At 67.4% G+C, this 24,580-nt stretch carries 26 protein-coding genes, 2 tRNA genes and 1 riboswitch; of the genes, 16 read left to right on the forward strand and 12 right to left on the reverse strand.

The window, feature by feature from the left end; all coding sequences use genetic code 11:
* Positions 1-55 precede the first annotated feature (55 nt).
* The 3 genes from pyk to ACK4E3_RS11660 are packed head-to-tail and all read left to right on the forward strand — an operon-like array spanning position 56 to position 2,859.
* Positions 56-1,501 (forward strand): pyruvate kinase, encoded by a 1,446-nt coding sequence (gene pyk / locus ACK4E3_RS11650; protein ID WP_409700887.1) that lies wholly within the window; start codon positions 56-58, stop codon positions 1,499-1,501.
* Entirely contained in the window at positions 1,498-2,538 is a 1,041-nt protein-coding gene (locus tag ACK4E3_RS11655) for a DNA adenine methylase (RefSeq protein WP_409700889.1), read from the forward strand. The genes pyk and ACK4E3_RS11655 overlap by 4 nt, the downstream gene beginning before the upstream one ends.
* 42 nt (positions 2,539-2,580) lie before the next feature.
* A complete protein-coding gene (locus tag ACK4E3_RS11660) occupies positions 2,581-2,859 on the forward strand; it encodes a hypothetical protein (protein WP_409700892.1) in 279 nt (92 codons plus the stop codon).
* An 87-nt stretch (positions 2,860-2,946) separates the two neighbouring features.
* Here the strand turns inward: ACK4E3_RS11660 and ACK4E3_RS11665 are convergent, their stop codons facing one another.
* Positions 2,947-3,249, reverse strand: coding sequence for a PepSY domain-containing protein (locus ACK4E3_RS11665; protein ID WP_409700895.1), 303 nt, complete (start codon positions 3,247-3,249; stop codon positions 2,947-2,949).
* A gap of 103 nt (positions 3,250-3,352) precedes the next feature.
* Positions 3,353-3,449: riboswitch (glycine riboswitch) on the forward strand.
* 181 nt (positions 3,450-3,630) lie between these two features.
* Here ACK4E3_RS11665 and gcvT point away from each other — a divergent pair.
* The 8 genes from gcvT to ACK4E3_RS11705 all read left to right on the forward strand — a co-directional run bounded on the left by gcvT (position 3,631) and on the right by ACK4E3_RS11705 (position 10,611).
* Positions 3,631-4,746, forward strand: coding sequence for a glycine cleavage system aminomethyltransferase GcvT (gene gcvT, locus ACK4E3_RS11670; protein WP_409700899.1), 1,116 nt, complete (start codon positions 3,631-3,633; stop codon positions 4,744-4,746).
* Positions 4,747-4,777: 31 nt separating this feature from the next.
* Positions 4,778-5,143 (forward strand): glycine cleavage system protein GcvH, encoded by a 366-nt coding sequence (gene gcvH, locus ACK4E3_RS11675; RefSeq protein ID WP_409700902.1) that lies wholly within the window; start codon positions 4,778-4,780, stop codon positions 5,141-5,143.
* Complete coding sequence (locus ACK4E3_RS11680; protein ID WP_409700905.1) at positions 5,143-5,787, forward strand: FMN-binding negative transcriptional regulator; 645 nt, start codon at positions 5,143-5,145, stop codon at positions 5,785-5,787. Before gcvH ends, ACK4E3_RS11680 begins: the two co-directional genes overlap by 1 nt.
* Positions 5,784-6,233: an OsmC family protein gene (locus ACK4E3_RS11685; RefSeq protein WP_409700908.1), complete on the forward strand. Its 450-nt coding sequence runs from the start codon at positions 5,784-5,786 to the stop codon at positions 6,231-6,233. Before ACK4E3_RS11680 ends, ACK4E3_RS11685 begins: the two co-directional genes overlap by 4 nt.
* 21 nt (positions 6,234-6,254) lie before the next feature.
* Positions 6,255-7,595: an aminomethyl-transferring glycine dehydrogenase subunit GcvPA gene (gene gcvPA / locus ACK4E3_RS11690; RefSeq protein WP_409700911.1), complete on the forward strand. Its 1,341-nt coding sequence runs from the start codon at positions 6,255-6,257 to the stop codon at positions 7,593-7,595.
* Complete coding sequence (gene gcvPB, locus ACK4E3_RS11695; RefSeq protein WP_409700914.1) at positions 7,595-9,178, forward strand: aminomethyl-transferring glycine dehydrogenase subunit GcvPB; 1,584 nt, start codon at positions 7,595-7,597, stop codon at positions 9,176-9,178. Before gcvPA ends, gcvPB begins: the two co-directional genes overlap by 1 nt.
* 269 nt (positions 9,179-9,447) lie before the next feature.
* Positions 9,448-9,882, forward strand: a complete 435-nt coding sequence (locus tag ACK4E3_RS11700; protein ID WP_409700917.1) for a hypothetical protein — start codon at positions 9,448-9,450, stop codon at positions 9,880-9,882.
* Between the two features lie 258 nt (positions 9,883-10,140).
* The gene (locus ACK4E3_RS11705) at positions 10,141-10,611 is read left to right on the forward strand and encodes a DUF6789 family protein (RefSeq protein WP_409700920.1); all 471 of its coding nucleotides are present in this window, start codon (positions 10,141-10,143) and stop codon (positions 10,609-10,611) included.
* Between the two features lie 80 nt (positions 10,612-10,691).
* On the opposite strand, the gene ACK4E3_RS11710 is transcribed toward ACK4E3_RS11705, so the two are convergent.
* The 9 genes from ACK4E3_RS11710 to ACK4E3_RS11750 form a co-directional block, all read right to left on the reverse strand.
* The gene (locus ACK4E3_RS11710) at positions 10,692-11,207 is read right to left on the reverse strand and encodes a F0F1 ATP synthase subunit B (RefSeq protein WP_409700923.1); all 516 of its coding nucleotides are present in this window, start codon (positions 11,205-11,207) and stop codon (positions 10,692-10,694) included.
* Positions 11,207-11,788 carry a hypothetical protein gene (locus ACK4E3_RS11715; protein WP_409700926.1) on the reverse strand — a complete coding sequence of 194 codons (582 nt, stop codon included), beginning with the start codon at positions 11,786-11,788 and terminating at the stop codon, positions 11,207-11,209. Before ACK4E3_RS11715 ends, ACK4E3_RS11710 begins: the two co-directional genes overlap by 1 nt.
* Before the next feature lie 99 nt (positions 11,789-11,887).
* Positions 11,888-12,112 carry a F0F1 ATP synthase subunit C gene (locus tag ACK4E3_RS11720; protein WP_409700929.1) on the reverse strand — a complete coding sequence of 75 codons (225 nt, stop codon included), beginning with the start codon at positions 12,110-12,112 and terminating at the stop codon, positions 11,888-11,890.
* Between the two features lie 53 nt (positions 12,113-12,165).
* Complete coding sequence (locus tag ACK4E3_RS11725) at positions 12,166-12,957, reverse strand: F0F1 ATP synthase subunit A (RefSeq protein WP_409700932.1); 792 nt, start codon at positions 12,955-12,957, stop codon at positions 12,166-12,168.
* A gap of 8 nt (positions 12,958-12,965) precedes the next feature.
* Positions 12,966-13,328, reverse strand: a complete 363-nt coding sequence (locus tag ACK4E3_RS11730; RefSeq protein WP_409700935.1) for an AtpZ/AtpI family protein — start codon at positions 13,326-13,328, stop codon at positions 12,966-12,968.
* 190 nt (positions 13,329-13,518) lie between these two features.
* Positions 13,519-14,094: an NADPH-dependent FMN reductase gene (locus tag ACK4E3_RS11735; RefSeq protein WP_409700937.1), complete on the reverse strand. Its 576-nt coding sequence runs from the start codon at positions 14,092-14,094 to the stop codon at positions 13,519-13,521.
* 78 nt (positions 14,095-14,172) lie between these two features.
* On the reverse strand, positions 14,173-17,610 hold the full coding sequence (smc, locus tag ACK4E3_RS11740; RefSeq protein ID WP_409700940.1) for a chromosome segregation protein SMC: 3,438 nt from the start codon (positions 17,608-17,610) through the stop codon (positions 14,173-14,175).
* Positions 17,611-17,627: 17 nt separating this feature from the next.
* On the reverse strand, positions 17,628-18,251 hold the full coding sequence (locus ACK4E3_RS11745; RefSeq protein WP_409700943.1) for a DsbA family protein: 624 nt from the start codon (positions 18,249-18,251) through the stop codon (positions 17,628-17,630).
* A gap of 199 nt (positions 18,252-18,450) precedes the next feature.
* The gene (locus ACK4E3_RS11750) at positions 18,451-19,002 is read right to left on the reverse strand and encodes a DUF721 domain-containing protein (protein WP_409700946.1); all 552 of its coding nucleotides are present in this window, start codon (positions 19,000-19,002) and stop codon (positions 18,451-18,453) included.
* Between the two features lie 20 nt (positions 19,003-19,022).
* On the opposite strand from ACK4E3_RS11750, the gene mutY reads away from it, so the two are divergent.
* Complete coding sequence (gene mutY / locus ACK4E3_RS11755) at positions 19,023-20,081, forward strand: A/G-specific adenine glycosylase (protein WP_409700949.1); 1,059 nt, start codon at positions 19,023-19,025, stop codon at positions 20,079-20,081.
* Position 20,082: 1 nt separating this feature from the next.
* Here mutY and ACK4E3_RS11760 read toward each other — a convergent pair whose 3' ends face one another.
* Positions 20,083-21,186, reverse strand: a complete 1,104-nt coding sequence (locus ACK4E3_RS11760) for a site-specific DNA-methyltransferase (RefSeq protein ID WP_409700952.1) — start codon at positions 21,184-21,186, stop codon at positions 20,083-20,085.
* 176 nt (positions 21,187-21,362) lie between these two features.
* Here ACK4E3_RS11760 and metG point away from each other — a divergent pair, with 176 nt between their 5' ends.
* A complete protein-coding gene (gene metG / locus ACK4E3_RS11765) occupies positions 21,363-23,087 on the forward strand; it encodes a methionine--tRNA ligase (RefSeq protein WP_409700955.1) in 1,725 nt (574 codons plus the stop codon).
* Positions 23,088-23,108: 21 nt separating this feature from the next.
* Here metG and rlmB read toward each other — a convergent pair whose 3' ends face one another.
* A complete protein-coding gene (gene rlmB / locus ACK4E3_RS11770; RefSeq protein ID WP_409701281.1) occupies positions 23,109-23,915 on the reverse strand; it encodes a 23S rRNA (guanosine(2251)-2'-O)-methyltransferase RlmB in 807 nt (268 codons plus the stop codon).
* Positions 23,916-24,161: 246 nt separating this feature from the next.
* On the opposite strand from rlmB, the gene ACK4E3_RS11775 reads away from it, so the two are divergent.
* The 3 genes from ACK4E3_RS11775 to ACK4E3_RS11785 all read left to right on the forward strand — a co-directional run.
* A tRNA-Tyr gene (locus ACK4E3_RS11775) sits at positions 24,162-24,245 on the forward strand.
* Between the two features lie 78 nt (positions 24,246-24,323).
* Positions 24,324-24,397 (forward strand) — tRNA-Gly (locus ACK4E3_RS11780).
* A 62-nt stretch (positions 24,398-24,459) separates the two neighbouring features.
* The coding region (locus ACK4E3_RS11785) for a GTP-binding protein (RefSeq protein WP_293535829.1) at positions 24,460-24,580 on the forward strand (121 nt) is incomplete at its 3' end.

Below are 24,580 nucleotides of genomic sequence, written 5' to 3' on the forward strand. Positions count from 1 at the left end.
CAAACCTTGTCACAGTCACGCCGTTCCTCACGCCTGAACGGATAGCTGCCTGACAATGATAAGAGCCCGCCGTGCGCGCATCGTGGCGACCCTAGGACCGGCCAGCCGCTCGCCGGGCATGGTGCGCCAACTGGCCCAGGCTGGCGTGGATGTGTTTCGCCTGAACTTCAGCCATGGCAGCCATGCCGATCATGAGGCGGCGCTCAAGGCTGTGCGTGGTGCCGAGATAGCCCTTCAGCGCCCCATCGGCGTGCTGGCCGACCTGCAAGGCCCGAAGCTGCGCCTTGGCACCTTTGCCGAGGGGGCCATCGAGATTGCCCCCGGTGCCCGGCTGACACTCGATCTTGACCCGGAGCCCGGAAACGCCGCGCGCGTTTGCATGCCCCACCCGGAGATATTCCGCGCGCTGGAGGTCGGTCATCTGCTGCTGCTCGATGACGGGCGCGTGCGGCTCAAGGTCGTATCGCGCACCGAAGAGAGCGCCGAGGTCGAGGTAATGAGCGGCAGCCGCCTGTCGGACAGGAAAGGCGTTGCGGTGCCCCAGGCCGTGGTGCCGCTGTCGGCGCTGACGCCCAAGGATCTGGAAGACCTCGCCTTTGCGCTCAGGATCGGCGTGGACTGGGTGGCACTCAGCTTTGTCCAGCGCGCCGCCGACATGGCCGAGCTTCGGCGGCTGGTGGGCGGGCGGGCGGCCTGTCTTGCCAAGATCGAGAAGCCTCAGGCGCTGGACGAGCTGGAGGCCATCCTCGATGCCTCGGACGGGGTGATGGTGGCGCGCGGCGATCTCGGCGTCGAGCTTGAACCCGAGGAGGTGCCCGTCGCGCAGAAGGCGATCCTGCGCGCGGCCCGCAACCGCGGTGTTCCTGCCATCGTCGCCACCCAGATGCTGGAGTCCATGACCTCGGCACCTGCGCCGACGCGCGCCGAGGCGTCAGACGTGGCCAATGCCGTCTATGAGGGGGCCGATGCGCTGATGCTGTCGGCGGAAACGGCGTCTGGCGACTATCCTCTCGAAGCGGTCACCATGATGAACCGCATCATGGAGCGGGTGGAGCGCGACCCGGCCTGGCCCGACCTGATGGATGCCGAGCACGCCCTGATGGACGAGCACGATGTCGATGCCCTGGTGGCGGCAGCGCGCAAGGCGGCCGATGCGTCGAGCACAGCGTGCATGGTGGTCTTCACCACCCTGGGTGGCACCGCACGGCGCATGGCGAGGGAGCGTCCCTTGCAGCCCGTCCTGGCCCTGACGCCCAACCCGGACACGGCCAGAAGGCTCGCGCTGGTCTGGGGGCTCGAGCCGCGGCTCGGTCGCCAGCCCGACTCGCTCGAGGACGTCACCGACGATGCCGTTGCCGGTGCGGTGAAATACGGCCTGGCCGAGCCGGGCCAGCGCATCCTGATCCTGGCGGGCACGCCCTTCGGTGCGCCCGGCGCGGCCAACCTGCTCCGGCTGGCCCACGCGCCGGTCAGGCGAGGCCGCAAGAAGCCAGAGCGGTGATCAAATACATCGGCTCCAAGCGTGCCCTGATCGGCGAGATCATGCGCTGCATCAGGGGCTTCGGGCTGGAGCGGGCGCGCTGTGCGGACCTCTTCTCCGGCACGGCGAGGGTCGGCCACGCCATGAAGGGCGAGGGCCTTGCGGTCCATGCCAACGACATCAATGCCTATGCCCACACCCTCGCGATTACCTATGTGCAGGCTGATCGCGAGGTCTGGTACGAGCGCGCCGGGCGTCTGATCGCCGAGCTGTCGGACGTCGCGCCCGAGGCGGCCTGGTTCACCCGCAGCTTTTGCGAGGACGCGCGCTATTTTCACCCCGACAACGGTGCGCGCATCGACGCCATCCGCGAACGCATAGCGGCGCTGTCGCTGGAGCCGGAACTGGAGGCCATCGCTCTGACCTCGCTGATGGAGGCGGCCGACCGCGTCGATTCCACTGCCGGCGTGCAGATGGCCTACATGAAGTCGTGGGCACCGCGCGCACTCAAGCCGCTGGTGCTTCGGGTGCCCGAGCTGAGCGGGCGCGTCCATGCGCCGTGCCGGGCCACGCGCGCCGATGCGCTCGACATCGCAGGCGAGGTGGAGGCCGATCTGGTCTATCTCGATCCGCCCTACAACCAGCATTCGTATCTGGGCAATTATCACGTCTGGGAGAGCCTGGTGCTGTGGGACAAGCCCGAGACCTATGGCATCGCCAACAAGCGCGTGGACGTTCGCACCCGCAAAAGTGCCTTTAACAGCAAGCCCGGCATCCGCGCGGCCATGCAGGGGCTGATCGATAAGCTCAAGGCACCGAACCTGATCGTCTCGTTCAACGACGAAGGCTATCTCAAGCGCGAGGAACTGATGCAGATGCTCTCGGCGCGCGGCCATGTCAGCGTCGTCGAGATCGCCCGCCCGCGCTATGTCGGCGCGCGCATCGGCATCCACAATCCGCAGGGCGAGAAGGTCGGCAAGATCGGCAGGCTGCGCAATGTGGAGTATCTGTTCGTGGCCAGCGAGCGGCCCGTCTCCGGGCTGGTGAGCCGCCAGTGAAGTGCCCGGAACCGCTCCTGTGAAAGGGGCGTTAGAGGTACCATGCAGAACGTCGAGAGCACATTCCGCGTCCGCCGGATGCCCGATCCGGCCTTCGAGGCCCATGCTGCCTGGCGGGCACCACGTGCGGTGCGCGCCAGCACCGTTCCCGCCAATGATTTCGGCTATCGGCGCCCTGTGATCGCCCCGCAACATCGTGCCAGTGCGCGTACCATGGTCCGCAGCCTGGGCAGACGCGAGCGTGACTTCATGATCGCGGGCTTCGGCGCGCTGATGGCCGGGCTGCTGGGTGCCATGGCGGGGCTGTGGCTGCAGCTCTGAACGGCCTTGAGCGGGTCTTCGATCACGCCATGAAAAAGGCCCGCCCCGATGCCGGAGCGGGCCGTTTTTCTTAGCAGAGCTTACGGCTCAGTCGTCGTAGTCGATGTCGCGGATGCTGCCGTCGTGGTTGATCTCGACTTCGATCTCGCGCCCGTCGGCGGTCCAGCCCTCGACCTCCCAGCCATAGTCCTCGCGGTCCACGTCCTTCAGGCGCACAAGGCCGTTCTGGCGGGCGATCTCGATGGCCTGTTCGCGCGTGATGCGCTGGTCGCTGCGGCTCTGTTGGGTGCGATTGTGATCGTCGATGGCCGTGCTGGAGGCGGTAAGGCCGGCGGCTCCGGCGGGCAGCGCCAGCGTCAGCGCTGCGACAGTGGCAAGCAGGGTTTTCATCCTGTGTCTCCTTTGCGCTCTTCCCTCCGGCACAGATAACCCGCACGGGCCTGCGAAAGTTGCGCCAGCGCTTGACTTGAGAGGCGCGCGGGCACAGGGATGAAGGGCTCTCGCGGGAGAGATCGGGCGGGGATTCCCGGCCCGGAGCCGAAGGCGCAACCGCCCCGGAAACGCTCAGGCAAAAGGACCGCGAGGGCGCACGGACGCTGGAAAGCAGCCTGCGCGCAGGCTCGCCGAAGGAGCAAGCACGGTCCCGGCCGCTGCGGAATCTCTCAGGCTCATGGGACAGCGGGGGCGCGTGCCGGAGGTGGAGCCCTCTATCCGGGCTCTGTCGCCATTTATGCCGACCCCAACAGGCCTCGCGGCCAGCCGGAGCGTACCATGACCGAGCCCCTGAAGCGCACGCCCCTTTATGACGCCCATGTCGCTCTTGGCGCGCGCATGGTGCCGTTCGCAGGCTACGACATGCCCGTCCAGTATGAAGGCGTCATGGCCGAGCACCGCTGGACGCGCGAGCACGCCGGTCTGTTCGATGTCTCCCACATGGGCCAGGCCAGGCTGAGCGGTGCCGATGCCATCGGCCAGTTCGAGCGCTTCGTGCCCGGCGACTATCAGGCGCTCAAGGCCGGGCGCCAGAAATACTCCCTGCTGCTGAACGATCAGGGCGGGATCATGGACGACCTGATGGCGGGCAAGCCCGACCACGACGGGCTGTTCATCGTCGTCAATGCGGCCTGCAAGGATGCGGACTTTGCCCATATCGAATCGCACCTTGCAGGTGATGCCCGCCTGACCCGTCTGGAGGATCGCGCCCTGCTGGCCATTCAGGGGCCTGAGGCCGCCGCGGTCATGGCCGGGCACGAGCCGGTGCTGGCCGATTTCGGTTTCATGGACACCGCGCGCCTGATGCTGTTCGGCGTGGACTGCTTCGTGTCGCGCTCGGGCTACACGGGCGAGGACGGCTACGAGATTTCCGTGCCCGCCGATCAGGCCGAGCGTATCTGGAACCTGCTGCTGGCGGACGAGCGGGTGAAGCCCATCGGCCTTGGCGCGCGCGATTCCTTGCGTCTGGAGGCAGGCCTGCCGCTCTATGGTCATGACGCGGACGAGACCACCAGCCCGGTCGAGGCGTCTCTGACCTTTGCCCTGTCCAAGTCACGTCGCGAGCGTGGCGATTTCCCCGGTGCGGCGCGCATCGAGCGCGAGATGGCCGGTGATCTGGCACGTGTTCGCGTCGGTCTGCACGTGAAGGAAGGCGCACCTGCGCGCGAAGGTGCCGAGATCGCGGATGCGGACGGCACCTCGATTGGCAAGGTGACATCGGGCGGGCCCTCGCCCAGCCTCTCGCGCAACATCGCCATGGGCTATGTGCCGCCGTCCCACAGCCAGCCGGGCACCAGCGTCAGCGTCATCGTGCGCGGCAAGGCCCTGTCCGCCGAGGTCGTGCCCATGCCCTTCCATCCGGCCCGTTATCACCGCAAGGCGAAAACCGCCTAGATCGTCCATCCAACCGCCAAGGAACAAGGCCATGCGTTTCACCAAGGATCACGAGTGGATCAGCCTCGACGGCGATATCGCCACCGTGGGCATCACCCGCTATGCCGCCGATCAGCTCGGTGACGTGGTGTTCGTCGAGGTGCCCGAGGCGGGCAGGCGCATCGGTGCCAAGGACGGTTTTGCCGTGGTCGAGAGCGTCAAGGCCGCCTCTGATGTCTATGCGCCCGTGGCGGGCGAGGTCGTCGAGGGCAACGGCGCGCTGGCCGATGCACCCGAGACCGTCAACAATGATCCTGAAGGCGATGGATGGTTCGCACGCATCCGTGTGGACAATACCGCCGACATCGAGGCCCTGATGGATCGCGCCGCCTACGACGCCTATCTGTCGACGCTTTGATGTATCGGCCCGCGGCCTTTGCGGTGGACGATCCGGCCCGGCTGGGCGCGCTGATCAAGGCGCACCCGCTGGCCTGCCTCGTCGCGCATGGGCCGAAGGGCCTGGTGGCCGCCCACGTTCCGCTGCTTGCCGTGACCGACCCGGATGGCCGCATCGTCGAGCTGATCGGACATATGGCCCGCGCCAATCCGTTCTGGGTCGAGGCGGGCGAGGGTGCCGAGGTGCTGGCCGTCTTCACCGGCCCGGACGCCTATGTCTCGCCGTCCATGTATCCGTCGAAAGCGCAGCATTGCCGGGTGGTGCCGACGTGGAACTATCAGCGAATCGAGGCGCGCGGGCGCCTGCTCCTGATTACCGAGCCGAGCGAGACCCGTCCCTATTTTGAGGCCCCGACCGATGTCATGGAAGCGGTGCGCGAGTCGGCGTGGTCGGTCGATGACGCTCCGGAAGCCTACATCCGCCAGCTTACCCTGGGCGTGGTCGGCCTGCGGATCGCACTGAGCGGCATTGAAGGCGTTTTCAAGCTCAGCCAGAACAAGAGCGAAGCCGACCGGGCCGGCGTGGAGACCGGGCTGGCCGCAGAAGATGCATCCGCAGCACGCGCCGTGTCGAAGCTGATGGCTGACACAAGGGGGGCGGCATGAGCCACGCCTACACGGCCCATGTCGTATGGAGCGCCGATGCCGAGGCCCATCGCTCTGGCCAGTACAGCCGCGCCCACGAATGGCGCTTCGATGGCGGTGCTTCGGTGCGCGCATCCTCGGCCCCGCCCGTGCCGGGCAGCGATCCGTCCGGGGTGGATCCCGAGGAGGCCCTGGTGGCTGCAGTATCGTCCTGTCACATGCTGTTCTTTCTGGCCCATGCGAGACGCCACGGCCTTGTCGTCACCGCCTATGACGATCAGGCCGAGGGCCGGATGTCGCCCAATGCCGAGGGCAAGCTCTACATCTCCCGCGTGACGCTGCGCCCGCTCGTCACTTTCGATGGTCCTGCCGATCCAGCCGTGGTGACGCAGGTCCACGATCTCGCCCATTCCGACTGTTATCTGTCCCACTCCATTCGCGGCGACGTCGTTGTGACGCCGCGCTGACCTCCCCCAAGGACGCCTCCCATGCGCTATCTTCCCCTGACCCCTGAAGACCGGACGGCCATGCTGGCCGCCATCGGCGCCCGATCCGTGGACGACCTTTTCGTGGACGTGCCCGAGGCGGCACGGCGTGAAGGCTTCGTGGACCTGCCCCGCGTCATGGGTGAGCTGGAGGTCGAGCGCGCGCTCAAGGCCATGGCGGCGAGGAACACGGTGGCGGGCGATGTGCCGTTCTTCTGCGGGGCGGGGGCCTATCGCCACCATGTGCCCGCCACGGTGGACCACATCATCCAGCGCTCGGAGTTCCTGACCAGCTATACGCCCTATCAGCCCGAGATCGCGCAGGGCACGCTGCAGTATCTCTATGAGTTCCAGACCCAGGTGGCCAACCTGACCGGCATGCCGGTGGCCAATGCCTCGCTCTATGACGGCTCGACCGCCATGGCCGAGGGCGTGCTGATGGCCACGCGCGTCACGCGGCGCAACAGGGCGGTGATCTCGGGCGGCGTGCACCCGCACTATGTGGCTGCCACCGAGACGGTGGTGCACGCCATGGGCGTCGAGACCGAGGTGCTGGCCCCTGCCGTCGATGCCGAGGCTGCGGTGATCGACTCCATCGGCCCGGACACGGCATGCGTGGTGGTCCAGACGCCCAACATCTTCGGCACGGCCACGGATGTGACGAAGATCGCCGAGGCAGCGAGATCAGCAGGCGCCCTGCTGATCGTGGTGGTGACAGAAGCCGTCTCCATGGGCCTGCTGAAGTCGCCCGGCGAGATGGGTGCGGACATCGTGGCCGCCGAGGGCCAGTCGATCGGCAATGCCCTGAACTTTGGCGGCCCTTATGTCGGGCTGTTCGCCACCCGCGACAATCTGGTGCGCCAGATGCCCGGTCGCCTGTGCGGCGAGACTGCGGATGCGGAGGGGCGGCGCGGCTTCGTGCTGACGCTCTCGACACGCGAGCAGCATATCCGGCGTGACAAGGCGACGTCCAACATCTGCACCAACTCTGGCCTCTGCACCCTGGCGTTCAGCATCCACATGAGCCTGCTGGGCGAGGCGGGCCTGCGCCGTCTGGCCTTGCTGAACCACGAGAAGGCGCTGGCCACCCGCGATGCGGTGGCGTCGGTGCCGGGTGTCGAGGTGCTGACACCGCGCTTCTTCAACGAGTTCGCGGTGAAGCTGCCTAAGAACGCCGTGGCGGTGGTGGATGCCTTGGCCGAACAGGGCGTGCTGGCGGGCGTGCCCTATGGCCGCCTCAACCCCGGCGCCGGGCTCGACGATGTGCTGCTGATCGCAGCCACCGAGACCACGACGGACGAAGATATCCAATCCCTGAAAGCCGCCCTGGCGGAGGTTGTGTGATGAGCACCATGAACACAGTGGGTCGCCCCACCACCCCGAACACCGTCGAAACCCGCCCTGCCACGCTTACGGGCGGGCGCGGCCTGTTGCAGGACGAGGCCCTGATCTTCGAGGGCGACGGCTGGGACAAGACCGGCGTCGATCTGCCCGAGCCGAAGGCGGATGGCAGCGATCTGGGCGATCTGGTGCGGACCGATCCCATCGGCCTGCCGGGTCTGAGCGAGCCCGAGGCCATGCGCCACTATGTGCGCCTGTCCCAGAAGAACCACGCCATCGACCTGGCCATCTATCCGCTGGGCTCGTGCACCATGAAGCACAACCCGCGCCTCAACGAGAAGATGGCCCGCCTGCCGGGCTTTTCCGACATCCACCCGCTGCAGCCGCAGTCGAGCGTGCAGGGCGCGCTGGCACTGATGGATACCCTGTCCCACTGGCTGACTACCCTGACCGGAATGCCGGCCGTGGCGCTGTCGCCCAAGGCCGGAGCCCATGGCGAGCTGTGCGGCCTGATGGCCATTCGTGCGGCGCACCGCGCGGCAGGGCAGGGGCTGCGCTCCGACCACCCGCGCAACAAGGTGCTGGTGCCGACCAGTGCCCACGGCACCAATCCGGCCACGGCGGCCTTCGTCGGCTATACGGTTGTCGAGGTCGCTCAAACCGATGACGGGCGCGTTGACGTGGCGGACCTGGCCTCCAAGCTGGGCGAGGACGTGGCCGCCATCATGGTGACCAACCCGAACACCTGTGGGCTGTTCGAGCGCGATATTCTCGAGATCAGCCGCCTGACCCACGAGGCGGGTGCCTATTTCTATTGCGACGGTGCCAACTTCAACGCCATCGTCGGGCGCGTGCGGCCGGGCGATCTGGGTGTCGATGCCATGCACATCAACCTGCACAAGACCTTCTCGACGCCCCACGGCGGCGGCGGGCCGGGCGCAGGTCCGGTGGTGCTGTCCGAGGCTCTGGCGCCCTTTGCGCCCGCGCCCTGGGTCGTCGGCGGCAAGGACGGCCTGCGGCTGGTCGAGCGGGCCGAGGACGAGGCCGCCCAGGCTTTCGGACGCCTGTGCGCGTTCCAGGGCCAGATGGGCATGTATGTGCGCGCGCTCAGCTACATGATGAGCCATGGTGCCGACGGCCTGCGCCAAGTGGCCGAGGATGCGGTTCTGAACGCCAACTACATCAAGGCGCGCCTGTCCGACCTGATGAGCCCGGCTTTCCCTGACGGCCCGTGCATGCACGAGGCCCTGTTCGACGATGAGTGGCTCAAGGGTACGGGCATCACCACCCTCGACTTTGCCAAGGCGATGATCGACGAGGGCTTCCACCCCATGACCATGTACTTCCCGCTGGTGGTTCACGGGGCCATGCTGATCGAACCGACCGAGACGGAATCGAAGGCCGAGCTGGACCGCTTCATCGAGGCCATGCGCGCTCTGGCGGCTGCGGCGAAAGCCGGAGACGCGGACCGCTTCAAGGGTGCGCCCTTCCATGCCCCCATGCGCAGGCTCGACGAGACGCGCGCGGCCCGCCAGCCGGTGCTGCGCTGGCGCCCGGCGGAAGGCAGCAACCGCGCCGCGCAGTAGCGCGCTCATCCCCTACCGCGTTCAGGCGCCCTGTGATCGCAAGGTCACAGGGCGCTGCCTTGTGCGCGGTATCTGACACGGTTTTCATCTGCACGCCCCAGTTCCGCCGCAGGCGCAGGGGCATGAAACCTTTGTAAAGCACGGTGTGGCACACTTGCCTCAATCAAGTGGCGTCCCATCTGTGTCCTGCGACCTTTTCCCCTGTCGGGCGTTGTCCATTCGATGCCCCAGAGCACCCTCGAACCGGCCTGAGCGGAGGCGGACCCGAAATGACCGAGCTTACGATCACAGGATGCAGCCGCGCTCAGGCGCGCGCGGGCGCCCGTGGTCTGTTTGCGCGGACCATGAGCCGGGTCTGGAGAATGCTCCGGCTGGCGCTGGGCGTCATGATCATTGCGCTGGGCATACTGATCGCGCCGCTGCCCGGCCCCTTCGGCCTTCCGCTGGCGGTGGTGGGCCTTATGATCGTGCTGCGTAACTCCTACTGGGCCAAGCGCCAGTTCATCCGTGCCCAGCAGGCCCGGCCCAACTGGGTCTATCCCTTCCGCCGCTTGATGCGCCGCAGGCCCGAGTTTGCGCCCGTGATCTGGCAACAGATGCTCCGCATGGAGCGCCTGGTGCTGCGCACCGAGAGCAGCCGCACCCTGCGTCGCCTGCGTCGCACCCTGCGTGCCCGCTCGCGCCCGCGCCCGTTCTGGAACTGACGCGCGAAGGGCGTGCCGCCGTTCTCTCGTCCGCGCTGATTACCCTTCCACACTGCCCACCCTGATCGCCATCAGGCACCCGCCCGGTCTTTGCCGCGGACACTTGGCACGAGCCCGTAGCCGGGCCTCACGGGAGACGTTTTGCCATCACCCTGCCGCCTTTTGGCCATGGGCGGCAAAATGCGCTATGATGACGCTGCGTAAGGTCGAGGGGCGTAAATCGGGGGGCGGAACTTCTGAGAGGGAGGGATGGTCATCATGATGACGCGTCTCAAGTATGGAGCCATTGCCGGATTTGCCGCCACATTGGCGGTGTCACTGCTGGAGGTGATCAACCTCTGGCTCGGGCCATGGTTCGTCAGTTTCCCGCGCCTGCTCTCCATCATGCTGGGAGCTTCGGACAATCTGGCGATCGGCTGGATTGCTCACTTCGTCGCGGGCACGGCCCTGCTCGGCACCGCCTTTGGCCTTCTGTGCCCGCGCCTGCCCACCGACACGGTCGAGAGCAAGGGCATACTGTTTGCCGTCGGGGCCTGGGTGCTGATGATGTTCACGGTGGCACCCATGGCCGGGCTGGGCATCTTTGCCGCGCGTGCCGACTTTCCGACCATGATCTGGATGTTCGTCAGCCATGTGGTGTTCGGCGTCGTGCTGGGGGCCGTCTATGGCCGCCTCGTGGCGCGCTCACGCCATCAGCAGGTGCCTGAGGGTGCCAGCGTGGTACGCTGAATCGGGCGCTGAAGCATGAAAACGGCCCGCCCTCGAAGCGAAGGCGGGCCGGATAAAGGTCGGTCGTGGGCGGTGGAGGACTAGTTCAGCCGCTGTCCCAGATCGCTGATGGCCTGATCGAGCAGGGGGTCGCTCTTCTGCCCCTCGACCCGTTTGGCCAGCACGTCCTCGGCGATGCGCGCGGCCATTTCGACAGCGGCGGTCTTTACCTCGGTCATGGCCTGGGTCTCGGCCTGGGCGATCTTGCGCTCGGCCAGGGCCTGACGGCGGGCCACGGATTCCTCGAGGCGTGCCCTGGCATCGGCTTCCATCTGGCGGGCATCCGCTTCGGCGGCAGCCAGCATGGCGCTGGCCTGGGCCTCGGCCTCGGCCTTTTCCTGACGGATCTGGGCCAGCAGGGCTTCGGCCTCCGCGCGCAGGCGCGCCGCTTCGTCAAGCTCGCCCTGAATCTTGGCGGCCTTGGCGTCCAGCGCGCCGGCCACCAGCTTGTGAGCGCCGGCCATGAAGACGATGGCGAAGAACAGCACGAGGCCTACGCCGACCCAGAACTCCGAGTTGGCGATGTTCCAGAAATAGGAGTCGAGGAAAGCGGGCATTAGGCGGCTCCCTTGGCGGCGGTGCGCAGCTCGGCAAGCGGGACGCTCTCGCCGGTCAGGCGCTTGATCATGGCCTGAGCGGTTTCAGCGGCCACATCGCCCACAGACGACAGGGCGGTGTCGCGCGCCAGGGCGATGTCGGCCTCGGCCGCCTCGATGCGGGCATTGACCGCGGCTTCTTCCTCGGCGTTGCGCAGGGCCATGTCGTCGAGAATGCGGGCCTTGGCAGCGGCGGCAACGGCGCGGGCGTCGGCCCGGGCGCGCTCGACCTCGGCACGGGCACTGGCGGCCTGAACGGCGGCTTCTTCCTGCACCTGGCGGGCGGTGGCGATGGCGCCGGAGATGGTGCTGGCGCGCTCGTCCATCACGCGGCGAAGGCGGGGCGCGAACACCTTGCTGATTAGCACATAGAGAATGACGAACAGGATCAGCAGATAGGCGATCTGCCCGAAGTAATGCTGGGTGTCGAACTGCGGCAGCCCGCCCTCGTCACCGTGGACCTCGGGTGCCGTAGTCATTTCTTGGACGCCAGCGCCCTGCGGCGGCAGCGTCGCGGGATCGGACAGGGTCGGTTCAGCCATCAGAGGATCGCCAGCTCATCGAAAAGAGTCGGACGGCGCGAAGATGGGTCATCCCCGCGCCGCACCGGAGTCGTTGGTGTCTCGGGTCGGGCTCCGGCCTTAGCCGAGCCAGGCCATGATCCCCAGCACGAAGGCCAGGATGCCGAGGGCTTCGACCAGCGCCGCGCCCACGAACAGGTTGCCGACCTGCGAGGCGGCAGCCGACGGGTTGCGCAGGGCACCCGCCAGGAAGTTGGCGAAGATGTTGCCCACGCCGATACCGGCGCCGAGCATGCCCAGGGTGGCGAGGCCCATACCGAAGTACTTGAAGGATTCGGCTTCCATGAGAGTGTTCCTATTCAGACGGGGTTGGAAGGAGGATTGAGGCTGGGCGGGGCCTAGTGGCCGTGACCCAGGTTGACCACATCGTTCAGATAGATCGTGGCCAGAACGGCGAAGACGAAGGCCTGGAGGAAGGCCACCAGAAACTCCAGCGCGGTCAGGGCGACGACCATGACCATGGACAGACCCGCCACCGGCAGGGCCAGCAGACCCACGCCGCCCGTCGCCGCCAGCGCGCCGAGCGAGACGACGAAGCCCGCAAAGATCTTCAGGGCGATGTGACCGCCCAGCATGTTGCCGAACAGACGCAGCGAAAGGGTGATGGGACGCAGCAGGAAGGAAAGGAACTCGATAAGTCCGACCACGGGGCGCAGCACCAGAGGCGCGCTGGTCGGCCAGAACAGGCTGAAGAACTTCAGGCCATGCTTGGCAAAGCCGATCACCACGACCAGACCGATGGTCAGCAGGGCGAAGGTGGCCGTGACTGCAATCTGCGAGGTGGCGGTGAAGGTCAGGAACATGCCCAGCATGTTCATGGCAAGGATCAGCGTGAACAGGCTGAAGACAAAGGGGAAATACTTGCGGCCATCGTGACCGATGATCGAGTTGGTAACGCCGTCGATGATGCCGAAAAGCTGCTCACCGGCGGCTTGCAGGCGACCGGGCACCACGCGCGCGTTGGAGGTCACCAGTGTCAGGAACAGCACGACGATGGCAAAGGCGATGGTCATGGCGACATGAGAGTTGGTCACCGCAAGACGCGTCACGCCGATGACCGGAAGCACGACCTCGCCGAAATCCAGGCCCGGGATCGGTTTAATCTCGAACTGTTCGATCGGATTGGCCATTGCGCCAGCTATTCCTGTTCTTTGCCGTCTTCAATGATCGGAACGGATGGCGCGTCCGCCGGAGGCGGGCCCGCTTCCCTCATCAGACGTTGTGCTGTCCGATGGGCCATCCAGACCGATATGGCGAAGCCCCCAAGGACCCCGGTGATGATTCCGATCGGCGCCGTTCCGAACGACCAGTCCGCCACGATGCCGAGCGCCAGACCCACGAACACACCGCCGAGCAGGTCGGCGATGATCCGCCAGGCCTGCGCCGCTACCGCATGACCTGCGGCAGCCTGCGCGTCCGGCGTTGTCCTCTGCTCGAGGCTGGATGCGCGTTCATTGAGGCGCCGTATGGCTTCCTCACGCGTCTGCTCGGGCTTGGACATTCCACCGTGCCTGTGAGCCGCAGCACGGGGCCACAGCGGGGTCTGAATTCGGCGCGGAACCTATAGACGCAGGCGCGTCAGGTCAAGCGCGCGCCGGGCACGGCTAAGGCCATGAAAGACCTTGCCTTTTCAGGGCTGCTGAGTCGAATCGGCCACAACTGCGGCGATTTGGGCCCGAGCCGGGCGCCGATCAGCCCTTGATGCGATCGCGCGCACCCTTCAGGGCCGTGCTCCAGATGCCCAGCTCCCTGAGCAGTGCCGGAACGGCTTTCTCCTGGGTCTCGTTGGGCGTGAAGCGGCCGTCCTTGATCTGGTTGTGAACGAAGGGCACCACAACGGCCTCGTACATCGGCATCACCTTGAGCGTGGTCAGCAGCAGCTTGGCCGACTGGGCTGCGCGCAGGCCACCCGACACGCCGCCATAGCTGACGATGCCCGCAGGCTTGTAGTTCCACTCGCGATAGACGTAGTTCAGCGCGTTCACCAGCGAGGGCGGCATGGTGAAGTTGTACTCGGGCATCACGAACACATAGGCGTCGGCCTCGCTGACGGACTTGGCCCAGGCGCGGGTGTGCTCGTGGGCATATTCGCCCGTGGCCGGGTGCTTGGGCTCGTCATAGACGGGCAGGTCGAAGTCGTTCAGGTCCACCGGCACGATCTCGAAGGTCTCATCGCTGGCCGCTGCCTCGCAGAACCACTGCGCCACCTTGTCGCCGACGCGGCCGGGGCGGGTGGAGACGGTGATGACGTGCAGGCGCTGGCGCATGGAGGTGGCTCCGTATTTTGCGGGAAGGGGACGAAAGGCAAATGCGCAGGTGGGCACTTGGCTCCCGCGCGGCAAGCCTCAGGCGACCAGCTTTTCGGCCTGGGTCAGGTCCACGGAGACCAGCTGCGATACGCCCTGCTCGGGCATGGTCACGCCATAGAGGCGGTCCATCCGGCTCATGGTGACGGGATTGTGGGTGATGACGATGAAGCGCGTGTGGGTGCGCTTTCGCATCTCGTCGAGCATGCGGCAGAAGCGATCGACGTTGGCGTCATCGAGCGGTGCGTCCACCTCGTCCAGCACGCACACCGGCGCGGGGTTGGCCAGGAACACCGCAAAGATCAGGGCCGCGGCGGTCAGCGCCTGCTCGCCGCCCGACATCAGGCTCATGACCGACAGGCGCTTGCCCGGCGGACAGGCATAGATCTCCAGCCCCGCTTCGAGCGGATCTTCGGATTCCACCAGCTTCAGTTCGGCCTGCCCGCCGCCGAAAAGGGTCTCGAACAGGGTCTTGAAGTTGGTGTTGATGACGTCGAAGGCCGCCACCAGCCGGTCGCGCCCCTCGGCATTCAGCTCGTCTATGCCGTCGCGCAGCCTGGCGATGGCCGAGGTGAGGTCGGCGCGCTCGCTGCGCATGGCCTCCAGCCGCCCGCCGTACTCGCCCGCTTCCTCCTCGGCGCGCAGGTTGACCGCGCCCAGCGCCTCGCGCTCGCGCTCCAGTCCCATGATCAGGGCCTCGGCACCGGCGGCATCGGTGGGCTTGGCGATGGCCTCCTGCTGAAGCCGCTCACCCAGCTCCTCCGGGCTCATGCGGGCGGTATCGCGCAGGTGGCGCTCGGTCTCGGCCAGGCGGGCCATGGCGGATTCTGCGTGCGCGCCCAGAACGCCGCGCGCCTCGCGGGTTGTCGAGAGCGCCTGCTCGGCGCTGCGCTGGGCGCGTTCGGCCTCGGCGGCGCTCGCCTCAAGGGCCTGAAGGGCATCGCTGGCCTCGGCTCTGCGCCGCTCAGCGGTGGCGAGGGTGTCGGCAAGGCCTAGCCTGCGCTGTTCGATCTCGTCGGGCTTGCGCGAGGCCTGATCGAGGGCGGCGTGGGTGGCCTCGCGCGCCTGCTCCAGCTCCTGCTGGCGCCGGATGCTCTCGCCGAGGCGCCGCTCCCAGCCTGCCAGATCGCGCCGCGCCTGATCGAGAGTGCCCAGTCGCATGGCCCGCTCGCGCGCTTCGGCATCGCGGGCGGCGCGCGCTTCGGCCGCCTCGGCGCGGGCCGCATCGGCGCGCTGGCGCGCTGCCGCCAGCTCAAGGCGCAGCTCTTCCAGCGTCTCGGACGCAGGCTGGTTCTCCGACATGGCGGCAAAGGCGCGCTCGGCCTCGGCCTGTTCGGCCTCCAGCGTGACCAAGGTCTCGGACAGGGCAGACAGGCGCGCCTCGCGCACCGTCTGCTGGCGGGCCAGTGCCTCGTGATGGTCTCTGGCCACGGCAATGGCGCGCTCTGCCTCCTGCGGAGCCTTGCGGGCCGAGGCGAGGGCGTCCTGAGCTTCGCGCAGGGCGGCGATGGCAGCCTTGTGGTCGGCCTGGGCCGATTCCAGCTCGGGCTTGAGGGTGTCGATGTCGCGCTCCAGCTCGGCGAGGCGCGCGCGCTGGCCGAGGCGGACGGCGGCGGGGCGCGGGGCGTCGGCCCTGCTGACATAGCCATCCCAGCGGTAGAGGTCGCCCTCGCGCGTCACCAGACGCAGGCCCGCCGGCAGATCGCCGATCAGGGCCTCAGCCCGGCTGCGCTCCACCACCGCGCAGTGATCGAGACGCGCCCGGAGCGCATCGGGCGCCCGCACGTGATCGCTCAGGCGGACCGCGCCTTCGGGCAGGACGGGGGAGGGGGCGGTGCGCCCGCCCCAGTGCGCGCTGGCCCGGGGATCCAGAGCTGCTTCCAGATCGTCGCCGAGGGCTGCCGCAAGCGCGGCCTCATAGCCCTTGTCGGCCAGAACCTGATCGAGAACGGCAGGGTGTTCGCGCCGCGAGCCCTGAAGAAGCTGGCTCAGCCCGCGCGCCTCGGTCTGCAGGCGCCCCAGCCTGTCCTCGATGCGCCGCGCCCGCTCGCGGGCTTCGCCCTCATCCTGTGCGGCGAGGGTGCGCGCTTCCTCGCAGCTCTCAAGCGTGGCGCGGGCCTGCCGCAGGGCCTCGACGGCGCGCTCAAGCTCCGCACGCGCCTCGCCCAGTCCCTCGACGGACTGTGACTGAAGGCTGTCGCGCTCGCCCTTGCTGGCTTCCAGCGTGCGCTGCAGACGGCCAAGGCGTGTCTCGGCGTCCTGACGGCGCGCGCGGGCGGCTGTGGCCTCGGCCTCGAAGGTGGCGATGAGGCCGGTCAGGCGCTCGACTTCCGCATCGGCTTCGCGGCGACGGGCCTCGCTGGCGTCGACTTCGGCCTGTAGTGCAGGCGCGCGCTCGGGCGCATCGGCCACGGCCTTTTCAAGCTGTGCGAGGGATTCGCGCAGGGCCTGCACCTGATCGGTGGCATCGGCGCTCATCTGCTGCTCGCGGGCCTGATCGGCACCGATGCGCTCCAGCTCCGCCCTGAGACGCGCCACATCGGCCCTGGCGGCCTGATCCTCGAGGTCGAGGCGGTCGCGCTCCAGGGTGGCGCGCTGCCACAGGGCGCCTGCCACGGCATCTTCCTCGCGCGCCGGAGCGATGGCCTCGCGTGCCGTGAGCGCCGCAGCAGTCAGGCGGGCCACCTCGCGCGTGGCCTGCTCTAGCTGGGCATCGGCATCGGCCACCTCGGCCTGAAGGCCCTCGGCTGCGGCGCGGGCCTCCAGCCAGCGGGTGTAGATCAGCGCCGATTGCAGGGCGCGGATCTCGGTGGTGATCTTCTTGTATTTCTCGGCCTGACGGGCTTCACGCTTCAGGCGCGACAGGGCGCTTTCCAGCTCGCGCGCGATGTCGTCGAGCCGCTCGAGGTTGGTCTCGGCGGCGCGCAGGCGCAGCTCGGCCTCATGGCGGCGGGTGTGCAGGCCCGCGACGCCGCCAGCTTCCTCGAGGATGCGACGCCGGTTCTGGGGTTTGGCGGCGATCAGCTCGCTGATCTGGCCCTGGCGCACGAGAGCCGGAGAGTTGGCACCGGTGGAGCTGTCGGCGAACAGCAGCTGCACGTCGCGCGCGCGCACCTCCTTGCCATTGATGCGATAGGTGGAGCCTGCGCCCCGGTCGATCCGGCGCGACACTTCAAGGACGGCGGCGTCCTGGAAGGGGGCAGGGGCGGTGCCGAGCGCGTCTTCGAGCGTGAGCGTCACCTCGGCATGGTTGCGTGACGGGCGCGAGGCGGTGCCGGCAAAGATCACGTCGTCCATGCCCTGACCGCGCATGGCCTTGGCAGAGTTCGCCCCCATCACCCAGCGCAGGGCCTCCAGCACATTGGATTTGCCACAACCGTTCGGCCCGACAATGCCGGTCAGGCCGGGTTCGATCATCAGCTCCGTCGCATCAACGAAGGACTTGAACCCGGACAGTCTGAGACGCTGGAAGTGCAAGGGGGCGCGTCAGGCGGTCAGGAGGCGGGCAGCAGCGGATCGATCGCGGCCGACAGCCCCTCCAGCGACGGGTCACTGATCTGGCGACCGTTCACGAAGAAGGTCGGCGTTCCCGTCACGCCGTCGCGGCGACCGAGCTGGATGCGCTCTTCGAGGGCACGCACGCTGTTCTCGTCGGTCACGCAGGCGTTGAACTGCTCCTGGCTGAAACCGGCGGACTGGGCGATGCGCAGCAGCGACTGGCGCGGCGGCGTGCCCTGCTGCCACTCCTGCTGGGAGTGCATGATCGCGTCGATGATCTGGAAGTAGCGGTCCTCGCCCGCGCAGCGCGCCAGCAGGAAGCCCGCTGCGGCGATGTCGAACGGAGGCGTGGGGAACTCGCGGAACACATAGCGCACCTTGCCGGTGTCGATGTACTGCGCCTTGAACTCGGGATAGACCTGAGTGTGCCACGCGCCGCAGACGCCGCAGGTCACAGAGGCATATTCGATCACCGTGACAGGGGCATTGGCATCGCCCTGCACCATGTCGCCATCGACGGTAGAGCCGGTTCCTGACGAGTTGCACGAGGTGATCGACAGCGCGGCGGCAGCGGCCACGGCAGAGATCATCAGGCGGCGGGTAAGGCGGGGTGAGGTCATCGGCATTCCATCCGGGGGCGAGACGTGTGGCAGGTCTGGAGCGAAATCGGTCGCCCCATGGCAGGGACTTGCACCGCGATCATCGCACGCACCCCGCATCACCATATTCGACAGCAGAAGCGGCCATTGTTTGTCAACGCCGCGTTTCAAGCAGGCCCGCTGGCGGCAGTGTTAGGTGTGGGGAAGTGACGGTGCGCGCCTAACGCTCGCGCTCGCTGCGCAGCACGCCGCGCCCCAGCCGGACCAGCGCCTCGCGCAGGCGTGCGGGCAGGGGCTCCAGCCCTTCGGCCAGCGCGGCCTCGGTGGCGCCGTCGAGAGGCTCGCTGAGGGGCGCGGGGCGGCGCGGCCTCGCGCCCGTGCCGGGGCGCGCCTGCAGCGGTCCCTGAGAGATGCGCAGGCGGCCCACCTCGTTGTTGCCCAGGAACACATTGACCTTCTCGATGATGATGTCGCTCTGGTGCTGGACCAGCAGGGCGGCGGGGCCGCTCACCTTCAGCTCCAGCGTCGAGGCCTGGCCTGCGCGGCCCTTGATCAGCCTGACCGGCTCGCTGACGCTGGCGATGGCGTCGCCTGCGATCTCGGGCCAGCGTGCGTGCAGCGCCTGCGCACCCTTGCCGAAGCGGTCATCGAGGGCACGGATGGTTTTCGCCAGGGCCTGACCGGCTCTGGGCGCGGGCCGATGGGCCGGGCGCGTGCGACGCCGGGCGAGAATCTCGAGGGCCTCTTTTTCGGAAGGAAGATCGCGGCGCATGGCCCTATATATCAGCCTCGATGAGTGACGTCGCCGGTCTGCACGCCCGTCTCAGGGCCGATCTTCTGCAATGGTACGACCATAATGCCCGCGCCCTGCCATGGCGTGTGGGGCCAGACGCGCGCCGCAGGGGTGAGCGTCCCGATGCCTATCGCGTCTGGCTTTCCGAGATCATGCTTCAGCAGACCACCACGGTTCATGCCGCGCCCTATTTCGAGCGCTTCACCCATCGCTGGCCCGATGTGTCCGCTCTGGCGCAGGCGGATGATGCCGAGGTCATGGCGGCCTGGGCGGGGCTTGGCTACTACGCGAGGGCGAGGAACCTGCTGGCCTGCGCGCGCGCCGTGGTGCGCGATCACGGCGGCGTCTTTCCCGACACCGAGGCGGGCCTCAAGACCCTGCCGGGCATCGGCAGCTATACGGCGGCGGCCATCGCGGCCATCGCGTTCGACCGGCCCGCCAATGTGGTCGACGGCAATGTCGAGCGGGTCATGGCCCGGCTTCATGCCCACAGGTCACCCCTGCCAGCGGCAAAGCCCGAACTGGCCGCGCTGGCGGCACTGTTCGTCACGCCCGATCGCCCCGGCGACTGGGCTCAGGCCCTGATGGATCTGGGTGCCGGGGTGTGCCGCCCCCGCTCGCCCGTCTGCGAGGCGTGCCCGCTGGCCTTTGGGTGTGCAGCGCGTTCGGAAGGTCAGGCCAACCGTTATCCGCTCAAGGCACCGAAGAAGGCCCGACCCCACCGTCAGGGCCATGTGTGGGTTCTGCATGACAGTGCCGGGCAAGTGGCGCTGGTGAAAAGGCCTGCGCGCGGCCTGCTGGGCGGCATGATGGGTCTGCCGACCTCGGAGTGGGTGCAGGGGCAAGATGAGCCTGCGCTCAAGGCCCCCGCGCCGGTAGCCGCCGACTGGCAGGACGCGGGCAGCGTCGAGCACGTCTTCACCCATTTTTCGCTGAGCCTGAGCGTCCATGTCGCCCGAGGGACGGGTGATTTCGACTGGAAGCCGGTTGATGAGGCGCGCGCGGCCCTGCCAAGCGTGTTCAGAAAGGCACTGGAGCGGGCACTGGCGTCGCTGTGACCTACATCGCCGCGCGAATCTGGGCCCTCAGGTCGTCGATAAGCCGATAGCCGCGGTCCGACTTGTAGCGCCAGTAGGTCCAGCCGTTGCACGCCGGAGCATTTTCGAGCAGCGCGCCCAGCTTGTGAATGGAGCCGGTCAGATCGCCATGGGCCAGACTGCCATCGGCCCGCACCCGCGCCTCGCGCTCGCCCCTGGGACAATAGAGCCGGTCGCCGGGGCGAAGCAGGCCCGCCTCGACCAGCGCCCCGAACGGCACGCGCGGCTCGGCGCGCTTCGAGCCCATGACCGCCAGGTCTGCGGCTTCGGCTGGAACCACGGCGGCGATGCGCGCCTCGGCCCGCTTGGCATGGGCCTCATCCATCTCGATGCCGATGAAGTGCCGCCCCAGCCGCCGCGCCGCCGCGCCCGTGGTGCCGGTGCCGAAGAACGGATCGAGGATCACGTCGCCGGGCTTTGATGCCGACAGGATCACCCGGTGCAGCAGGGCTTCTGGCTTTTGAGTGGGGTGGGCCTTCTTGCCGTCCTCGTCCTTGAGGCGCTCTTCGCCCGTGCACAGCGCCAGCGTCCAGTCCGAGCGCATCTGGGTGTCTTCGTTGAAGGCCTTCAGCGCATCATAATTGAAGGTGTAGCGCTTCTGCTCGCGAGAGCGCGCCGCCCAGATCAGGGTCTCGTGAGCATTGGTGAAGCGCGTGCCCTTGAAGTTCGGCATCGGGTTCGACTTGCGCCAGATGATGTCGTTCAGCACCCAGTAGCCGATGTCCTGCAAGGCCACGCCGAGGCGGAAGATGTTGTGATAGCTGCCGATCACCCACAAGGTGCCCTCGGGCTTGAGCACGCGGCGGCACTCGCTCAGCCAGGCGCGGCTGAAGGCATCGTAGGCGGCAAAGCTCTCGAACTGGTCCCAGTCGTCCGTGACCGCATCCACGCGCGAGTTGTCGGGCCGCAGCAACTCTCCGCCAAGCTGCAGATTATAGGGCGGATCAGCGAACACCATGTCCACGCTGGCATCGGGCAGGGTTTTGAGCACGCTCACGCAGTCGCCGCGCAGCACCTGGTCCCTGATCTGATCCACATTTCTGGTGGTTTCGCCAGCCGCGCTCATGTCCTGCCGCCCCGTATGCGAGAAAATCCATCACACTGCTCCCAGCGATGAATCATCAGGGTTAAGGAGCCGTTGAGACTCAAGGCCTGCGCAGAGCGCACGGGCTTTGCCACGGGCGGGCAGGGCTCTATATGGGGCGGCCTGCAACGCATATTTCCCGAAAGACCCGCCTGCCCATGGCCCGTATCCTGATCACCTCGGCCCTGCCCTACATCAACGGCATCAAGCATCTGGGCAATCTGGCCGGCTCCATGCTTCCGGCCGATGTCTGGGCCAGATTCAAGCGCGCGCATGTGCTGGACGACGGCAGCCGCCACGAGGTGCTCTACATCTGTGCCACCGACGAGCACGGCACGCCCGCCGAACTGGCCGCCGCCGCTGCCGGGCAGGACGTGCGGACCTATTGCGACGAACAGCACGAGATCCAGAAGCGCGCCGGTGAGGCCTTCGGTCTCAGCTATGACATCTTCGGGCGCTCATCGAGCCCGCAGAACCGCCACCTGACCCAGCACTTCGCCCGCGTGCTGGAGGAAAACGGCCTGATCGAAGAGCGCGTCGACCGGATGATCTATTCGATCGACGACGCGCGTTTCCTGCCGGACCGCTATGTCGAGGGCACCTGTCCGCACTGCGACTATGACAAGGCGCGCGGCGATCAGTGCGACAACTGCGGCCGCCTGCTCGATCCCACCGACCTGAAGAACCCCTATTCCGCCGTCTCGGGCAGCCGCAATCTGGAGGTGCGCGATACGCGCCATCTCTATCTGTTGCAGACGAAGCTGGAGCCGCGCATCCGCGCGTGGGTGGACTCGCGCACCGACTGGCAACCTCTGGCCCGCTCCATCGCCTACAAGCACCTCGATGAGGGCCTGATCGACCGGGGCATCACCCGCGATCTGAAGTGGGGCGTGCCAGTGGTGGGTGCCGACGGGGCCCCGCGTCCGGGCATGGAAGGCAAGGTCTTCTACGTCTGGTTCGATGCGCCCATCGAATACATCGGTGCCACCCAGGAATGGGCCGAGGCGAGCGGGCAGGACTGGGCGCGCTGGTGGCGGCTGGACCAGGGCGCGCAGGACGTGCGCTACGTTCAGTTCATGGGCAAGGACAATGTCGCCTTCCACACCGTCAGCTTCCCGGCCACCATCCTCGGCTCGGGCGAGCCCTGGAAGACGGTCGATACGCTCAAGGCCTTCAACTGGCTGAACTGGTATGGCGGCAAGTTCTCCACGTCCCAGGGCCGGGGCGTGTTCATGGATCAGGCGCTGGAGCTGCTGCCGGCCGACTGCTGGCGCTGGTATCTGACGGCCTATGGGCCCGAGCACGCCGATGCCGCCTTCACCTGGGAGCAGTTCCAGTCGGCGATCAACAAGGACCTGGCCGATGTGCTGGGCAATTTCGTCAATCGCATCGTCAAGTTCGCCGAGAGCCGCTTCGAGGGCGTGGTGCCGGACGGCGGCGAGGCCGGTCCGCTGGAACAGCGGCTCGAGACGGAGCTTGAGGCCGCCATTGCCACGCTCACCGCAGAGTTCGAGGCGATGGAGTTCCGCAAGGCGGCCCAGGCCTTGCGCGCCATCTGGGTGCTGGGCAACGAATATCTTCAGGAAGCGGCGCCCTGGACCGCCTTCAAGACCGATCGCGAGCGCGCAGGCGTCGGTGTGAGGACGGGGCTGAATCTGGTGGCGCTGTTCGCACGCCTGTCCGCCCCCGTAATCCCCTTCACCGCCAGCAAGATCGCGGCCACGGTCGGCGAGAGTGACATCTCATGGCCCCGCGCGGGCGAGGCCCTGCTTGATCGCCTGCCTCGCGGACAGGCGGTCTCGGCCCCGCAGGTGCTGTTCGCCAAGATCGAGGATGCGCAAGTGGCCGAGTGGTCCGCGCGCTTTGGCGGCGGTCAGGCCTAGGTCTTCAGCGCCCAGCCTTGGTCAGCGTCTCTGGCTGCGTGCAGCCTCGTAAAGCGCGATGGCTGCGGCATTGGACACGTTCAGGCTTTCAAACCCGCCGGGCATGGGAATGCGGGCCAGAACGTCGCAGTGCTCGGCCACCAGCCTGCGGATGCCGTCGCCCTCCGAGCCCATGACGATGACGGTCGGGCGCGCATCGAGCGCCTCCTCCAGAGTCTCGGTTCCCTGACCGTCCAGACCCACGGCGCGCCAGCCCAGATCGGAAAGCTGTTCCAGCGCCCGCGACAGGTTGGTCACGCGCGCGCACGGCAGGCGTTCGATGGCACCGGCTGCGGCCTTGGCCAGCGCGCCGGACAGCTCGGGCGCATGGCGGTCCTGCACGATGATCCCCCTTGCGCCCATGGCCAGGCCTGATCGGAAGATGGCACCGACGTTCTGAGGATCGGTGATCTGGTCCAGCATGATCAGCACGCCATGGGCCGGATCGGCGATCTCGTCCAGGCTGACGCTGGCTAGCGGCGGGCCGACCAGCACCATCCCCTGATGGACCGCGCCCTGGGGCAGCGCGCGCGCGATGTCGTGACCATCCCTGATCTCGACGCGCAGGCGGCGGGCCGGATCGATCTGGCCTTCCAGCTCGCGGGCCCGCTCCGCGCTCAGCCACAGCTGGCCGCCCGGCTCGCGCGCGCCGTTCTCGATGGCCGCGAGCACGGCATGGCGGCCCCAGATCAGATTCTCGGGTGCAGGCTTGCTGCGGCGCGCGCGCGACGGGCCGCCAATGCGTCCTGATTCCCGGTCAAGTTCGGGCCTGTAGCTGCCAGTCTTGATCTCGCCTGCGCCTTTGCGGGCAGGGGTCTCGCGCTCTTTCGCACGCCGCGGTGAATTCCGTGCCTTGCGGTCGTTGCGTTCTCGATTTGGCGACACTATAAGACGCGCTCCGATTTGGGGGCCACCCGGTCTTCGGGTCTGGTGCACCGTATATCCAAGGCGCGCCGGAACTTCGAAGGCTTTTGTTCGTATGGGTATCAAAGGCCCATGGGAATCAGTCCGGGCGGTCCTGATCTCTCTCGCGACGGGGGAATGTCCCGAGCGGCAAAGGGGGCGGACTGTAAATCCGCTGCGTAAGCTTCGCAGGTTCGAGTCCTGCTTCCCCCACCACGCGACCGAGAGTTCAGGATCGAGAACGGGCCGGATGGCTTGCGGGTCGGGTCGGTCGCTGCGGCGCCCGGCACCTTCGCGGGTATAGCACAATGGTAGTGCAGCAGCCTTCCAAGCTGAGGATGTCGGTTCGATTCCGTCTACCCGCTCCACGACCGGCGAACCCTGATTTGCCCTTATCAACGCACGCCTCTGGCGTCCTGGAGTTCTGGCGATGGCCAAGGAAAAGTTTGAACGGAACAAGCCGCACTGCAACATCGGCACGATTGGTCACGTTGACCACGGCAAGACGACGCTGACGGCGGCGATCACGATGACGCTGGCGAAGTCTGGCG

This window comes from Brevundimonas sp. (assembly GCF_046299595.1).
Classification (GTDB): Bacteria; Pseudomonadota; Alphaproteobacteria; order Caulobacterales; family Caulobacteraceae; genus Brevundimonas.

Bases quoted from the DNA above. Each gene is read 5' to 3' on its own strand.
- pyk (WP_409700887.1), top strand. From the start codon at position 56: ATGATAAGAGCCCGCCGTGCGCGCATCGTGGCGACCCTAGGACCGGCC.
- ACK4E3_RS11660 (WP_409700892.1), top strand. From the start codon at position 2,581: ATGCAGAACGTCGAGAGCACATTCCGCGTCCGCCGGATGCCCGATCCG.
- ACK4E3_RS11665 (WP_409700895.1), bottom strand. From the start codon at position 3,249: ATGAAAACCCTGCTTGCCACTGTCGCAGCGCTGACGCTGGCGCTGCCC.
- gcvT (WP_409700899.1), top strand. From the start codon at position 3,631: ATGACCGAGCCCCTGAAGCGCACGCCCCTTTATGACGCCCATGTCGCT.
- gcvH (WP_409700902.1), top strand. From the start codon at position 4,778: ATGCGTTTCACCAAGGATCACGAGTGGATCAGCCTCGACGGCGATATC.
- ACK4E3_RS11680 (WP_409700905.1), top strand. From the start codon at position 5,143: ATGTATCGGCCCGCGGCCTTTGCGGTGGACGATCCGGCCCGGCTGGGC.
- ACK4E3_RS11685 (WP_409700908.1), top strand. From the start codon at position 5,784: ATGAGCCACGCCTACACGGCCCATGTCGTATGGAGCGCCGATGCCGAG.
- gcvPA (WP_409700911.1), top strand. From the start codon at position 6,255: ATGCGCTATCTTCCCCTGACCCCTGAAGACCGGACGGCCATGCTGGCC.
- gcvPB (WP_409700914.1), top strand. From the start codon at position 7,595: ATGAGCACCATGAACACAGTGGGTCGCCCCACCACCCCGAACACCGTC.
- ACK4E3_RS11700 (WP_409700917.1), top strand. From the start codon at position 9,448: ATGACCGAGCTTACGATCACAGGATGCAGCCGCGCTCAGGCGCGCGCG.
- ACK4E3_RS11705 (WP_409700920.1), top strand. From the start codon at position 10,141: ATGATGACGCGTCTCAAGTATGGAGCCATTGCCGGATTTGCCGCCACA.
- ACK4E3_RS11710 (WP_409700923.1), bottom strand. From the start codon at position 11,207: ATGCCCGCTTTCCTCGACTCCTATTTCTGGAACATCGCCAACTCGGAG.
- ACK4E3_RS11715 (WP_409700926.1), bottom strand. From the start codon at position 11,788: ATGGCTGAACCGACCCTGTCCGATCCCGCGACGCTGCCGCCGCAGGGC.
- ACK4E3_RS11720 (WP_409700929.1), bottom strand. From the start codon at position 12,112: ATGGAAGCCGAATCCTTCAAGTACTTCGGTATGGGCCTCGCCACCCTG.
- ACK4E3_RS11725 (WP_409700932.1), bottom strand. From the start codon at position 12,957: ATGGCCAATCCGATCGAACAGTTCGAGATTAAACCGATCCCGGGCCTG.
- ACK4E3_RS11730 (WP_409700935.1), bottom strand. From the start codon at position 13,328: ATGTCCAAGCCCGAGCAGACGCGTGAGGAAGCCATACGGCGCCTCAAT.
- ACK4E3_RS11735 (WP_409700937.1), bottom strand. From the start codon at position 14,094: ATGCGCCAGCGCCTGCACGTCATCACCGTCTCCACCCGCCCCGGCCGC.
- ACK4E3_RS11745 (WP_409700943.1), bottom strand. From the start codon at position 18,251: ATGACCTCACCCCGCCTTACCCGCCGCCTGATGATCTCTGCCGTGGCC.
- ACK4E3_RS11750 (WP_409700946.1), bottom strand. From the start codon at position 19,002: ATGCGCCGCGATCTTCCTTCCGAAAAAGAGGCCCTCGAGATTCTCGCC.
- mutY (WP_409700949.1), top strand. From the start codon at position 19,023: ATGAGTGACGTCGCCGGTCTGCACGCCCGTCTCAGGGCCGATCTTCTG.
- ACK4E3_RS11760 (WP_409700952.1), bottom strand. From the start codon at position 21,186: ATGAGCGCGGCTGGCGAAACCACCAGAAATGTGGATCAGATCAGGGAC.
- metG (WP_409700955.1), top strand. From the start codon at position 21,363: ATGGCCCGTATCCTGATCACCTCGGCCCTGCCCTACATCAACGGCATC.